The 14,507-nt window shown below is 41.4% G+C and carries 10 protein-coding genes; 4 read left to right on the plus strand and 6 right to left on the minus strand.

Annotation, left to right across the window (positions count from 1 at the left end):
- Both ACP14V_RS09630 and ACP14V_RS09635 read right to left on the minus strand, forming a co-directional pair.
- Window positions 1-966, minus strand: a complete 966-nt coding sequence (locus ACP14V_RS09630) for an MlaD family protein (protein ID WP_136567095.1) — start codon at window positions 964-966, stop codon at window positions 1-3.
- 68 nt (window positions 967-1,034) lie between these two features.
- On the minus strand, window positions 1,035-2,255 hold the full coding sequence (locus ACP14V_RS09635; RefSeq protein WP_272610334.1) for an N-acetylmuramoyl-L-alanine amidase family protein: 1,221 nt from the start codon (window positions 2,253-2,255) through the stop codon (window positions 1,035-1,037).
- A 130-nt stretch (window positions 2,256-2,385) separates the two neighbouring features.
- On the opposite strand from ACP14V_RS09635, the gene ACP14V_RS09640 reads away from it, so the two are divergent.
- The gene (locus ACP14V_RS09640; protein WP_272610335.1) at window positions 2,386-5,085 is read left to right on the plus strand and encodes a putative LPS assembly protein LptD; all 2,700 of its coding nucleotides are present in this window, start codon (window positions 2,386-2,388) and stop codon (window positions 5,083-5,085) included.
- Window positions 5,086-5,130: 45 nt separating this feature from the next.
- Window positions 5,131-5,511 (plus strand): RidA family protein, encoded by a 381-nt coding sequence (locus tag ACP14V_RS09645; protein WP_272610336.1) that lies wholly within the window; start codon window positions 5,131-5,133, stop codon window positions 5,509-5,511.
- Here the strand turns inward: ACP14V_RS09645 and ACP14V_RS09650 are convergent.
- The 4 genes from ACP14V_RS09650 to ACP14V_RS09665 all read right to left on the minus strand — a co-directional run bounded on the left by ACP14V_RS09650 (window position 5,504) and on the right by ACP14V_RS09665 (window position 12,967).
- Window positions 5,504-6,355, minus strand: coding sequence for an N-acetylglucosamine kinase (locus tag ACP14V_RS09650; protein WP_136567091.1), 852 nt, complete (start codon window positions 6,353-6,355; stop codon window positions 5,504-5,506). The genes ACP14V_RS09645 and ACP14V_RS09650 overlap by 8 nt on opposite strands.
- A 74-nt stretch (window positions 6,356-6,429) precedes the next feature.
- Window positions 6,430-7,431 carry a type I glyceraldehyde-3-phosphate dehydrogenase gene (gene gap, locus ACP14V_RS09655; protein ID WP_136567090.1) on the minus strand — a complete coding sequence of 334 codons (1,002 nt, stop codon included), beginning with the start codon at window positions 7,429-7,431 and terminating at the stop codon, window positions 6,430-6,432.
- 23 nt (window positions 7,432-7,454) lie between these two features.
- A complete protein-coding gene (gene pfkA / locus ACP14V_RS09660) occupies window positions 7,455-8,441 on the minus strand; it encodes a 6-phosphofructokinase (RefSeq protein WP_136567089.1) in 987 nt (328 codons plus the stop codon).
- Window positions 8,442-8,572: 131 nt separating this feature from the next.
- The gene (locus tag ACP14V_RS09665) at window positions 8,573-12,967 is read right to left on the minus strand and encodes a translocation/assembly module TamB domain-containing protein (protein WP_272610647.1); all 4,395 of its coding nucleotides are present in this window, start codon (window positions 12,965-12,967) and stop codon (window positions 8,573-8,575) included.
- A gap of 128 nt (window positions 12,968-13,095) precedes the next feature.
- Here ACP14V_RS09665 and tsaD point away from each other — a divergent pair, with 128 nt between their 5' ends.
- The gene (gene tsaD / locus ACP14V_RS09670) at window positions 13,096-14,124 is read left to right on the plus strand and encodes a tRNA (adenosine(37)-N6)-threonylcarbamoyltransferase complex transferase subunit TsaD (protein WP_136567087.1); all 1,029 of its coding nucleotides are present in this window, start codon (window positions 13,096-13,098) and stop codon (window positions 14,122-14,124) included.
- Between the two features lie 56 nt (window positions 14,125-14,180).
- The gene (locus tag ACP14V_RS09675) at window positions 14,181-14,507 is read left to right on the plus strand and encodes a TfoX/Sxy family protein (RefSeq protein WP_136567086.1); all 327 of its coding nucleotides are present in this window, start codon (window positions 14,181-14,183) and stop codon (window positions 14,505-14,507) included.

Here is a 14,507-nt window from a genome sequence, read left to right on the forward strand (position 1 = left end):
TTAATTTTGGTCCTGTTCGGCAGGGTCTTTTTCCGGTAGGGTGTACTCTTTCTGTTTTTTACCGAATACGGATACATTTACATATCGTTTTGGGTTGAGCCTAAAGTCCTGAAGCAGTAAATCCAGTTCCCGCGAAGCTTCCGCAAGATTATTGTACAACTTATCATCGTGGGCAAGCTTGCCCAAAGACCCTTCCCCTTTTTCAATTTTTTCAAGAACTGTATTCAGACGGTCAACCGTAACCTGAAAATTGGAGACAGTCTGCGCCAATCCGGCATTGGCCAATGAATCGGACAATTTTGAGAAATTTGTAGTGATGTTGTCCACATTCTTCAATGAACTATCCAATTGCTCCTTGTTGTTTTCCAACAGGCCATTGAGTTTATCTGCACTGCCCTTAAAAGAATTTACCATTTCATGAAGGGCAACTATGGTTTGTTTAAGTTCCCTTTTTGTAGGATCGTCCAAAATCTGGTTCACGTTCATCAAAAGTGAATCGGCATTGGAAACAGCCCCTTCAACCTTCATCTGTAACGGAGTAAGTTTTTGCTGCACCAATTCCGTAATCCCTGGTTTAATGTTAGATGTAAGGGTGTCTCCGGATTTTGCACGCGGGGCGTCATCAAAAACAGGGTTTATCTGGATTCCTTTCCCCCCTATAATTCCAGTGTCATAAAGTTCTGCAACACTATTTTCGGAGAATTCAAATTCGTTGCTGACGGTAAAAGTGACCACCAATTTCCCTGAACTGTCTTTAAATTTAATATTGTTTACGTTGCCCACGTTCAACCCATTGATAGATACTTGGGTTCCGGCTTGCAGTCCTCCCACATTGTCATAAACAGCATGAAAAGTCTTGTTGTTTTCAAAAAGGGAGGCGGATTTTAGGTAACTCAACCCAAAAATAAAGGCTAAAATCCCAGCTAACACAATAACCCCAGTTTTGATTTCCCTGGATAGTTTCAAAAGATTCGGTTTATGGTTTTAAACAAAATTAGGAATATTTTTGACAAGGCTATCATTGTGTGGACAACCTAATTTACCGCTTGCGAAATGGGCACGCGTTTTCCGTTTTTATAGGCTACAATATACGATGTGGTATACCCCTTGGCATCTGCATTGGCCTTAAGCCTTTTGGCCTCTTCCAAAGTTGGGGCGTTACCATACATATATCTGTACAAATTTTTAAAAGGCTCTCTGGATAATTGGTCCAATCCATTAAAATTTTGTCCATTTAGTGGAATGCTCTTGGCGCTCGCCAAAAGCTGTACTTTAAAAACCACATCTGATTTACTTGCTGCCGATGGGATAACATCTTCTTTTTCTTCTTTAGTTACCGGCCGCTCAACTGTTTGTGGTTTGTTCTCCTTGATTTCTTCTGTTTTCGTTGGAGCTATATCTTTTTTTTCTTCAGGAATATTGGTCGCAACTTCTGTATCTTCAATCTCTAGACTGGTATTGCCCGGTTCAACACCACTGACAATGTCCGATTTATAGGCCAAAACAGCATCCGCAATTGCCTTTCCCATCTCAGCCTGCCCTTTTGATGAATTTAGGTAAGTTCCTTCATTTTTATTGGTTAAAAAGCCTGTTTCTACCAAAACACTGGGCATAAAAGTTTGATGTAGCACTATAAACCCTGCTTGCTTTACTTTTCTATCTTTTCTTTTGAGTTGTTTGGTGAAATTATCTTGAAGCCTTTTTCCAAGCATAATGCTCTGGTCCAAAAATTCTTCCTGCATAATGGTAAGGCCAATGACAGACTCTGGAGAATTGATATCGTACTCCGCATAACGTTGTTCGTAATCGTCCTCTAAGTAAATTACCGAGTTTTCCTTTTTGGCCACTTCAAAATTTTGTCGGTTGGCATGCAGTCCCAAAACAAAAGTACCGGCCCCATGAGCGTCCGAATTATGGGAATCACAATGTACGGATACAAAGAGGTCCGCATTGGCTTGATTGGCTATTTCCCCCCTTTTAAATAAATCAACAAAAGTGTCGTCCTTTCTAGTATAAACGACTTTGACATCCGGATGCTTGCCTAATTCCTCACCTGCCTTCAGCACAATTTTTAGCGCAATATCCTTTTCCAAATACCCATTTCCAAGGTTCCCCGGGTCATGCCCTCCATGTCCTGCATCCAAAACAACAACAAATTTATCCTTGGGAGGGAATTCGGTATTATTTTTGGTGAAGGACGTTAAAGTGAGTACTGATAGGAAAAAAACCAAAAATGTTGACCTGCTTTTATTCATAAGAACCGAGTAATTATAGTGTTCCTAATTGGTTAAAAATATCGTAATCCGCCATAATCAGAACAAAAAATATATGTAAGTTTGAGCCCAAAAACTGAGCCAAACCAGCACAAAAATAGGATTTATCACGTTGCAATCAAACAAACATCTTTTAGTTTTCCTATTTGTTCTTCTTTGTGGCACAGCATCCTTAGTGGCTCAGGAAGACCCTATTATGCCTTTGCCCATAAAAGCCATAGAGGATAGCATAACTGCTCCTTTGATGCCGGCCAATTTCCTTAAAGGTCCCAATGAGGTTGATTCTGTTGAGGTCGATTCCGCAGCCCAAAAACAGCCTTTATTGTTGGATAAAATCAAATATAAGGCCAAGGACTACGTAAAACTCAGCCAGAAAGATAACAAAATTTATTTGTACGACGAGGCAGAAATCTATTATCAAGATACCGAACTCAAAGCTGGTGTTATTGTAATGGATTATGTGAAAAATGAGGTTTATGCCGGTCGAATGAGGGATTCCACAGGTACTTTTTCGCAAATTCCTTATTTTAAACAAGGAGACAATGAGGTACGCCCTGACTCCATTCGTTTTAATTTTGACACCCAAAAAGCGTTGATCTGGAATTCCAGAACGGAACAACAAGCTGGACTTGGGCAATTGGGCAGCGATGCCATGAAGGTATATGCTGAGGTCACCAAAAAGGAAAACGACTCCGTGTACTTTCTAAGTGAGGCGAAATTGACTACCTCAAAGGACACTATAGATCCAGATTATTATATCCGTGTTCGCAAGGCCAAGTTCGTGCCCAAGAAAAAAATCATTGCTGGCTATAGCAATATGTATATTGTGGATGTTCCCACCCCCATTGCTTTGCCATTTGCATATTTTCCATTGACCACGGGACGAGTGGCCGGATTGCTCTTCCCTACTTTTGGTAATGATCCCCAAAGGGGATATTTCCTTCAGAATGGAGGGTATTATCTACCCATAAGCGAATATGTGGACCTTAGTGTTACCGGAGATTTCTATACTAATGGCAGCTATGGGTTTAGAGGCCAGTCCATATACGCCAAACGATACAATTTTAAGGGAAACATCAATTTTAGCTATGAGAACCTTATCCGAAGTCAAAAAGGGTTCGACGATTATAGCCGTACCAGTAATTACAACATTAGGATAACGCATACACAGGATCCCAAGGCAAGTCCCTATTCACGATTTTCAGCTTCTGTGAACCTGGGAAGCAGTCAATATTATACCAACTCCCTGAACCAAGTAAACCGAAACAATTCCCAAACGAACACTTTTGCTTCGTCCATAAGCTATTCCAAAACATTTCCGGCTTACCCTTCGGTAAATACAAGCTTAACTTTGACGCATACCCAAAATACGCGATCTGAAGAGAGAACCATAAACATGTCGTTGCCAACGTTCCAGGCCAGTATGGAACGTATTTTCCCATTTGCCAAACGCGATGGAATAAAAAAAGGCATCCTGCAGAACATCAACTTTCAGTATGATGTGAACGCCCAAAACAGTATAACTACCAATGAGGAAGACTTTTTTACGAGCAAAATGTTCGATGATGCCAAAATTGGGGCGAGGCACCGTATCCCTATTGGGACCAACTTCAAGGTCGCCAAATATTTGAGTGTTAGCTTAAATGGAAGTTATGAGGATGTATGGACCCTCGAGACCATCCGCCGCAGATATGTTGAAGAGGAAGAAAGGGTTGTAACAGATACAATTGCCGGGTTTGACCGATTTAACCGTTATAATCTAGGAGCGAGCATTGGTACCGTGGTATATGGTACCTTTAATTTTGGAGAGGACAAAAAAATCCAAGCTATCCGCCATGTTATGAGACCTTCCATTGGGTATAGCTATACGCCTTCCTTTGAACAATTTTATGAAAGCTATATAGATGGCGATGGTGATGAAGTACAGTATACCCCATATGAAACAAGTATCTATGGAAGGCCCTCGTTAAGCAAGGGAAGCTCCCTTAACTTCTCATTACAGAATACTTTGGAGGCCAAGGTCAGGGACAAGGACTCAACGGCCACTGAACCTAGAAAAGTGAGCATCCTTAGCAACCTTACCCTATCAACCAGTTATAATTTTGAAGCCGATTCGTTAAAGTTGAGCCCTTTCAACTTATCTGGTTCCACTGAAATCATTAAAAAAGTCCCTATTAACTTTGCCGCTACTTTTGATCCCTACGCCATAGACAACAATGGTAGAAGAATAAATACCCTGAACATAAAAAATGGGGGTGGTTTGGCACGATTGACATCAGCGCGTATAAATACCGGTTTTTCCTTGAACAGTGAAATGTTCAAGAAAGGAGCCAAAGACAAAAAAGAAGAGGATGACCAACAGGGGCAACCAGATTATGGTGCCAACCCGTTTGAACTTCAGGGCGCCCGTGATGGGGAACCGCATTTTAAAAAGGATGATGCCGGCACTGACGAAGTGGACAGTCCAACCTACAGAACGGACATTCCGTGGGATGTTAGACTTACCTACGTGGCCACATACAACAACAGAAACAGGGAAAAAGAGATTACCAACCATTCCTTAATGTTCTCTGGGAACGTGCAACTAACCCCCAAATGGGAAGTTGGTTTCAACTCTGGTTATGATCTAAAGAACAAAGGTTTTGCAGATACACGGTTCAACTTTAAAAGGGATCTAAGCAGTTTTAGGCTCAGTTTCGATTGGACACCTTTTGGTAGATATGAACGATGGTATTTCTTTATTGGTATAAAGAGTTCCATCCTTAGTGACCTGAAATGGGAAAATAGAAGTCAGCCTTTTAGTAGAAGATAATTTTAAATATCTTCAAACCTTATAACAGAATCAAAACCGTCCATCATGAAGAAAATCATAAATACTCCAAAAGCCCCTGCACCCATCGGACCATACAATCAAGCTGTACTGATTAAGGATACGCTATATATTTCGGGGCAAATCCCAATTGATCCCGCTACGGGAAAGTTGGTGGAGGGAGATATTAAAAAGGAAACCAAACAGTCCATGGAAAACCTAAAAGCCATCTTGGACGAAGCTGGGTTGACTTTTGAACATGTGGTAAAAACCTCAATTTTCATTAAGGACATGCATCAATTTTCTGAAATAAACGAAGTGTACGGCACTTACTTTGATGCTGCAACGGCACCAGCAAGGGAAACTGTTGAAGTGGCCAACCTCCCCAAGTTTGTAAATGTTGAAATTTCGATGATTGCCGTTAAATAGTTTGCTGGTGAAACTCTACCAAGCCTTCTATGGGCCTTCTTCGTATAACCCCAAGAATAAGATCGTTCCTTTCCAAACAAGCTTTTAGCTCGTCTTGAAGGAAGTGGGCAATACTGCCCACAAAGCTAATGGGAACCTTGGTGGCCAATTCAAACTGCATAATGTAGTTGTTCACAAATTGCTGCAATCCTTTCTCTATGACCCCTTTGCAATAAGGGTGTTCTTTATTTTCAATGATGAAACGGGCAAAAGTGGCCAGATAGGTGTTTGGGTTCGGCTGCTTGTACAGGTTTTCTTTGATCACATCTGCTTCAAGGTTATACTCTTTGGCAAACTTGATTCCCAAATCCTGTGGCATTTTATGAAAATAGTAATCCCTTAAAAGTTTTCTTCCGAAGAAATTACCACTTCCATCATCCATTAAAATGTAGCCCAATGAGGTTACTTTTTGCATTAATTGATGACCATCATAATAACTACAATTGGAGCCTGTTCCTAAAATACAGACAATCCCCTGACGTCCTATATTGGTAGTTGCATATATAGCTGCGTAGGTATCTTCCCTAACTTCTGCCTTTGCATTGGGGAAAAAGTCCTTGAAAATTTCCTTTAGGAAATTCTTCATGCGGTCTGTACCGCAACCTGCTCCGTAAAAATATAACTGACGTACTGTTTCCCTGTTCTTGGAAAGCTCAAAATTGTTGGCCAATCTATCCTCAATCACCTCTCGCGTAAGCACTTCTGGACTTAATCCCAGTGTTTGGGTAAGGAACAATTGTTTCCCTTTTTCATCCAATGCAATCCAATCGGATTTAGTGGCTCCACTATCCACAATCAAAATCATATACGTCGAAGTTTTTTGGTTGAATCCAAAAGAGGGTATTCACCCTCTTTTGGACCTATATGCAAGATACTAAATTAAAGGCTCGCGGCGTATTCGGCCAAGTCTACCAATTTATGGGAATATCCGGTCTCATTATCATACCATGATACCACTTTGAAAAACTTGGAATTTAGTTCAATCCCAGCTTCTGCATCAAAGATGCTCGTTCTGGTGTCGCCCACAAAATCTTGGGAAACCACAGCTTCATCCGTATAGCCCAAAACACCGGCCAATTCACCATCGGCTGCTTTTTTGAATGCCTTTTTGATTTCCTCATAGGAAGTTTCCTTTTCCAAACGAACCGTTAAATCCACAACGGATACATCGGCAGTAGGCACTCTAAAGGCCATACCGGTAAGTTTTCCTTCCAAAGAAGGAATAACCTTGGTCACTGCTTTGGCGGCTCCAGTAGCTGCAGGAATAATGTTCAAGAGAGCACTTCTTCCTCCTCTATAATCTTTTCTAGATGGTCCATCTACGGTCATCTGTGTAGCTGTAGTAGCGTGAACCGTGGTCATTAACCCTTCCTCAATTCCAAACTCATCATCAAGTACCTTGGCCAAAGGAGCCAAACAGTTGGTGGTACAAGAAGCGTTGGATATAATGGTATCCGAAGCTTTAACATCTTGATGGTTAACTCCCATTACAAACATAGGAGCGTCTTTTGATGGCGCAGAAATAACAACTTTCTTGGCGCCTCCGTCAATGTGATATTGAGCGGTTTCCAAAGTGGTGAAGATACCTGTACATTCAGCTACAACATCAGCACCAACCTCATCCCATTTTAAATTCTTGGGGTCGCGCTCAGCAGTAATTCTAATGGTTTTTCCGTCTACAATAAGATTTCCATCTTTAATTTCGATAGTTCCATCGAATCTACCGTGAACCGAGTCATACTCCAACAAATAGGCCAGGTGTTCCACATCCAGCAAGTCGTTGATCGCAACTACGTCTACATTGTCCCTTTTTACGGTTGCACGAAACACCAACCTTCCAATTCTACCGAATCCGTTGATTCCTATTTTCAATTTTGACATTTTCTCTCCTTTTTGTTTTTAAATTATGTTGTCATTATATCTGAAACTCTAATGAGTTCTTGGTCTATTTCTGTATGCGCCTTGATTGCTTCGGCAATTGGGGTAAGCACCAATTTGGTGTCTTTTATCCCTACCATGAAGTTGGATTTGCCCTCTAACAGGCTTTCCACTGCCTTTACACCCATTCTACTGGCCAAGACACGATCAAAACATGTTGGATTACCTCCTCTTTGCATATGTCCCAAAACAGATACCCTTACATCGTAGATAGGTAAATGCTCTTCTACATATTCTTTAAGCTCGAAAACGTTCTTCCCTATTTTATCACCTTCAGCGACAATAACTATACTGGAGGATTTTCCGGATTTTTTACTTCGCTTAAGGGACTCCACCAAACGCTCAAGGCCTAAATTCAACTCTGGGATCAAAATCTCTTCTGCACCAGCACCAACTCCCGCATTTAGGGCGATATGGCCCACATCCCTTCCCATTACCTCTACAAAGAACAAACGGTTATGGGAACTGGCCGTATCCCGTATTTTATCAACAGCCTCAACTACTGTATTGATGGCTGTATCAAAACCAATGGTATAGGAAGATCCTAAAATATCATTGTCTATGGTACCTGGAATTCCCATCACGGGAAAACCAAATTCCTCATTAAAAAGCATGGCTCCGTTAAAACTGCCATTACCCCCAATAACCACAAAGGCATCTATGCCTTCTTTTACCAATTGGTCGTATGCCTTTTGCCTTCCTTGCTTTGTTCTAAACTCTTCACAACGGGCAGATTTTAGGATGGTCCCGCCTTTATTTATAATATTGTTTACACTACGGGCATCCAAGGCCTTAAAATCACCCTCGATCATACCTTGATACCCTCTGTAAATACCTATACATTCAATTTTGAGATACGCACATGTACGGACAACAGAACGAATTGCCGCATTCATCCCAGGAGCGTCTCCCCCAGAGGTAAAAACCCCTATTTTCTTAATTTCAGAAGCCATTCAAATTTTTAAAGGATCAAAACTAGGAAACTTTATTTAAAATATGGATGCCTTAATAATTTATTTACTTCCATCCATTTTTTCAAACGTTTTCGTAAAGAATTAATCGAATTGCGTGAAAAAATACAAGGCTATTTTCTGCTTTTTGAGGGAGAATCTTTCTTGGGCAAAAAGCGGATCAAACTATCTTGGCCCATAACTTCTTGAGTCTCTATTTGCCTTGGACGTTCCGGTTCTTTTTCTTTCTTTTTGAAGACTCTCTGCATCAACTCCTTAAAACTATTGAAATCTACTTGATACGATAGTCCCACACCTTGGGTGTATCCTTGCCTTTCGGCCAAAAATCTTTGTATCTGATTTTCCCGATTAAAAATCTTGGCACTCAAGGTCCCTTGCTCGTTCAAGAGTACCTGCACCTCCACATCTCCGGCAACAACGGTCTCTGAAACTCCACCAACGGGCACCCCTACTCTTCCGTTCACCAGAATTTTATCTGAAATCTGTGTGGAAACTGTAACCCCAATCCTGTTTTCGGTCCGAGTACTGGCCTCAGGGTCCAATAGACCTTGCTCGTAAGACACGCCCAAATTGAACTTGTCATTCTCTCCTCCCAAAATTTGATTCAACAGCCCTGAAGCAGTTTGGATCAGGTTCCCTGTCACGGCTTGTTGATTAATCCCTGATTGCGAATCCACAAAAGTACCTTGGGCCAAGAGAAAAAATGCATTTCGCTCCTTTACGGTTGGATCTTGCAGCCTATACTGTAGTTCAGACTGTACTACCGAGCTTGTGCCCGGAAAATCAATATCAAAATTAATGTTTGGACTTTCCAGCTCTCCATCCAAACGAACAATTACCTCTGTTGGGATCCTTCCTGAAAAACCTGAGTTATCCAAAAGCGGAGCGGGGTTGGCATTAAGGGAATAGACGGCTTCTAAGTTTAATTGTGCAGCCAAGGGGTCTCGCTCCCAAAGAATGGTCCCTCCCGGTCGTACCTTAAATTTTTTATCGATGACCCCTCCGTATTTAAAGTTATACTCTCCGGTTACCGCTACGAATTCCCCATACATGTTAAACTTTCCGTTGGTATTGATCTCTATCAACAAAATTCCTTCCCCCGTACCTTTTAATGAGCTTCCCGTGCCCCTGTCCACCACTATCTCTACCTCGGCTTCTGGTGTTACGGCCAAGTCAAAAGCCATTTCCAAACCTTGATATTCCTGTAGCACCCGCTCTTCTTCGAAAGAATTTGATCCTCCTTTTTCTATGAAATTGATAAACGAATAGTCTCCCACACTGGTTACATCGCTCAATGGAATCTTGAGGGACGTCCCTCTGGCCGTTGTGGCATCCACGGCAATGGTGAGGGCATCGGTTGAACCATAAATGCTTCCCGTACCATTGATGAACCCTTGTCCGTAGTAGAGCGACTCCTCATCAAAATCAGTGTTCAGAATCATAAACCTGTTGTTCTTGGTGTCCACATCCAACCCAAGGTACCAATCCGAAAAACCGGTATGGCTAATGGTCCCATCCAGAGTTGCTTTGGTCCCCTCCGCCACATCGGAAAGTCCTACGTTTTCAAAATAAAAGGTCTGATCAAAAAGACGGACGCGGGAATAGGGTGCAAAATTATAATCCACATTAAGGTATGGAATCCCAAGGCCCGCATTGACCAAGCTTAAAGATCCATTGATTGAAGGATTGTATAAATCGCCCGTAATCTTGGCACTACCGATTATACTCCCTCTTATGTTGGAAATAACCCCATCACCCAATGGGCTAAAGGGTTCTAAACTAAAATCGGTGAAATTGGCGGCAAGATCTAATTGCTGTTGATTGTTAATATTACTCACCTTGCCATTGATACTCATTTTCTCCTTGCCGTTATCGTTCAACCATGTGCTTACCCCAAACTGGGTAAGGTTATTGTTCCCAAAAATGCCTACTTCCAAATCTCCCAAACGGATATCGTTGACACTAAAATCTTTTATGTTGAGACTGGACGTTGGCAAATATTTACCGTCTTTCTGTAAAATATTGAGGAACCCATCTACTGCGCCATTTAACTTAAGACTATCAATAGCCGGTGTGATCTTGTTCAAGGATACGATCTTAAACTGAAGGTCAAGGTCTTTGTATGTGGAATCTGCAAGCTCACCACGCAGTCTGATCTGTTCTTGGCTGTTGTTGTCCATAACAACATCCTCTATAATTATGCTGTCCAAGGTTTTGTTGATGATGACCTTGTTCTTGCTGTTACCGTCCTTGTTTAACACCCACTTATTTCCCTTAAAACTAATATCAGACTTTTTAAGTCCAATTACAGATCTGTTGTTTTCATTAAAGGTGTGATAGAAATTCAGATTATAGCTGTCATTGTACTCGCTGCCTCCTTTAAATTCGGTCCTAAAGAAAAGCGTATCCTTTAGTGTGGTGTTGATAAGACTAAAGTCTTTGATATCATAATAAACCGTTGACATATCCTCTACAGAAACAAAGGTGTTGAAGAGTGGGTTTTTATTGTCTACCTTGAGTTCAACATTATCGAATTTATTTTCAAAGGCCTCTATGCTGGGCGATTTAAACGTGAGCTTAAAATCCCCTTCATCCGCAATGATGCTTCCCCGCATGAAAGTATTGGGTCCAAAAACCAGATCGGGGAAGAAAACATCGACAATCTTATTGTAAATCTTAAAATTGAAATCCAGATGCTGACCTTCGGAAATTTCAAAGGGTTTATAATTGGTATATATGCTTCCTACGGAGTTTTGGACCAATTGACCTACCTCATTGACCTTGAATTTCCCCTTAACATAACCCGTAATAATATCTGGTGAATTGATCTCTATGGTTCGGACCGTATCTCGGTCAAACGATGAAAAGACGGCAAAATCCTCAAAATAATAGGTGGTATTTATATTTTGATAGGTGGTGTTGGAAAAACGCATTTGACCCACCATATCATCCAAGGTCCTTCCTTCAATATCCATATTCACATGACCTTTGAATATGGAAATGCTGTCATCAATAAAATTGAGTTCCTTAAGATCGGCGTAGTCCACGGCAGCAATAAAGTTGAATTTGTTCTCCGTACCGCCAAAATCTGCCAAACCTTTAAAATCGAATCGGAAATTTTCATCATTGCAAAGCAAAGTACCATCAAACAGTTGTTCCTTTAAAATCCCGGAAACCTTTATGTTGTTGTATTCGTAATTGTTGTACTCAAGTTTGTATACTTCGCCAATGACTTCCGTGTTCAAGTACTCGGCAATAAACCCATTTCCTTCAACATTTACATCCATTGATGTATGGCCGAGCTTATTATTGTCCACAAAATCACCCAAATCAAAATCTATGAGCGAAATAAACCCAATATAAGAAGCATTGTCTATGGTCTGGATGTTGGTCATTTGTAAATCCACATAACTGTCCCCAAGAGCCGTATTGAGATTTACCCTTGCATCCAAGGATGTTTCGGTGACCTCTGCATCTCCCCGAACCGTGAACTGTCCCAGTTTTTGTACTGAAGCTGGTATATTCTTACCCAATATATTAGGCAGGATGGCCCTTAGCTGATAATAGCTGGAAGTAAGATTGTCCAAATCGGCCTTCATAACAAATGGAGCCTCCTCACTAAAAATATTGCTAAACACAAAATCTCCATGAATACCTGTGTTCTCCATATGCACATACAGGTCATTCACCTCAAGTTGATTAAGTACCCCACCCATTTGCCCTGAAAATGTAACCACCCTGTCCTTACCAAATTCGTTGTAAAATGCATTGACATCATTCAGGGCCACACTGGATTCATCAAATTGGGCTTCAATGTTCACCTTATCCAAAAATTCGGAAAAGTCTTCCCTGTCATAATTAAAGACAAGATTTCCCTTGATCTCGGATTCCTCCGTATCGATAAGAAGGGAGTCAAATCGCATCTGCTCCTTGGTATAGGTGAAATCTGTTGCGAGTTTCTTAAGTCTGATTCCTCTTTTGGCCAATGTGGACAAGTCCTCTATTCTAAGGGTTACCTTGGGGCCCAAAATCTGGAAATCGCGCACCAACACTTTCAACTCTGAAAAATTCAGGGTTTCTTCCGATTCAAGGTTCTCATCAATCAATCGAAACCTACCGCTATTGATTTGGATCTCATCGGATGACATAAAAAATGGCGGTGTTCCCGGCGGTCTAGGTTTACCATCGTCCAATTTCGCCACAAAAATATCCAGATTGGTATCACTTTCCCCTTCATAGGTCTTTAGGTCAAAAATGATTCCATCCACTTCCATATCCCCAAACTCCAACGTGCCATTGGCCATGTTGCGGATATTCAATATGGAAGTATTCAACTTATGGATATAGGCCAAGGTGTCTTTTTTGTAGTCTTCAATATAGATTCCCTTGATACCTGCGTTGAGCGTAAAAAGTGACAAGCTAACCCGGTCAATCTGAATATTGGTCCCAAACTCTGTATTTATGGAATCTGTGGCATACTTTGCAATCTTTGTCTGCACCATGGGCATGGACAAAATAAGCGAGCCCAAGACCAATAAAAGCACCAAGGCCAACAGGGATCGTATTACTATTTTGCGAAGTTTTTTGATAGGGCTTTATGTTTTACCTTTGATGACCAATTTTTGTTCCAAAAACAGTGACAGACAAAAAAAATTATATCCTTGCCATAGAATCTTCATGTGACGACACTTCAGCTGCCGTTTTATGCAATACAAAGGTACTGAGCAATGTGGTGGCCACACAAGAAATACACAGGCAATATGGTGGCGTTGTCCCTGAGTTGGCATCACGGGCACATCAACAAAACATTGTTCCAGTGGTACATCAGGCCTTGGCCAAAGCAAATATCGATAAAAAACAACTATCTGCCATAGCATTTACACGAGGCCCTGGACTTATGGGTTCCCTGCTTGTGGGTACTTCTTTTGCCAAGTCTTTGGCATTGGGATTGAACATTCCCTTAATTGAAGTGAACCACATGGAAGCCCACATATTGGCACATTTTATTGAAGATGGAGATAAGACACCTCCCAAATTCCCGTTTTTGGGAATGACCATTAGTGGTGGGCATACACAAATTGTAAAAGTTTGTGACCATTTTGATATGGAAATTCTAGGTGAAACCTTGGATGATGCGGTGGGCGAAGCTTTTGATAAGAGTGCCAAACTTATGGGCTTACCGTATCCTGGAGGCCCGTTGGTAGATAAGTACTCCAAGTTAGGCAATCCAAATGCCTTTGAATTCCCGAAACCCAAGGTGGATGGGCTTAATTTCAGTTTTAGTGGCTTAAAGACCAGTATTCTTTATTTTCTTCAACGGGAGACACAAAAAAATCCAGCCTTTGTGGAAGAGAACATCAATGATATCTGCGCCTCAGTACAGTATACTATTTTAGAAATTTTAATGGACAAATTGACCCTGGCGGTTGAACAGACCGGAATCCAAGAAATTGCCATTGGGGGTGGCGTAGCGGCAAATTCCGGAATACGTGCTCGACTCAAGGAAGCTGAAGAAAAAATGGGATGGAAAACCTACATCCCAAAGTTTGAATATTGCACAGACAATGCCGCCATGATCGGTATTGTGGGGTACCTGAAGTTTTTAAAAGGGGATTTCACAAACCAAAGTGTGGCCGCCAAGGCCCGGTATGCAATTGGGAGCTAAGCCCTCCCTAGATTCAAGGATTATTCGGATATTTGGGAAAAGCAGAACTCCGGCACATGGCCTATAACGAAGAAACAGCGCGTAGGATACAACACCTTTTGGAGCTATTTCCAGAAGATTTTACCGAAAAGAAAATGTTCGGCGGGATTGCCTTTCTTTACCTCGGAAAAATGACTGTCGGTGTTGTAAAAGATGAATTAATGGTACGGGTAATCGGAGAGAAAATGGAACACGTGCTTTCCCAAAATTTTGTACGTCCCATGGATTTTACCGGGAAACCCATGAAAGAATTTGTTTTTGTCTCTTCGAACGGCTTTGCAACTGAGGAACAAATGCACCAATGGATAGAACTAGGTCTGGAACACGCCAAAAGCAAGCTATAG

Source organism: Flagellimonas alvinocaridis (assembly GCF_965248585.1).
Lineage (GTDB): Bacteria > Bacteroidota > Bacteroidia > Flavobacteriales > Flavobacteriaceae > Flagellimonas > Flagellimonas alvinocaridis.

Excerpts from the sequence above, each read along its gene's own strand:
- ACP14V_RS09635 (WP_272610334.1), bottom strand. The coding sequence starts at position 2,255 with ATGAATAAAAGCAGGTCAACATTTTTGGTTTTTTTCCTATCAGTACTC.
- ACP14V_RS09645 (WP_272610336.1), top strand. The coding sequence starts at position 5,131 with ATGAAGAAAATCATAAATACTCCAAAAGCCCCTGCACCCATCGGACCA.
- ACP14V_RS09650 (WP_136567091.1), bottom strand. The coding sequence starts at position 6,355 with ATGATTTTGATTGTGGATAGTGGAGCCACTAAATCCGATTGGATTGCA.
- gap (WP_136567090.1), bottom strand. The coding sequence starts at position 7,431 with ATGTCAAAATTGAAAATAGGAATCAACGGATTCGGTAGAATTGGAAGG.
- pfkA (WP_136567089.1), bottom strand. The coding sequence starts at position 8,441 with ATGGCTTCTGAAATTAAGAAAATAGGGGTTTTTACCTCTGGGGGAGAC.
- ACP14V_RS09665 (WP_272610647.1), bottom strand. The coding sequence starts at position 12,967 with ATGCCCATGGTGCAGACAAAGATTGCAAAGTATGCCACAGATTCCATA.
- ACP14V_RS09675 (WP_136567086.1), top strand. The coding sequence starts at position 14,181 with ATGGCCTATAACGAAGAAACAGCGCGTAGGATACAACACCTTTTGGAG.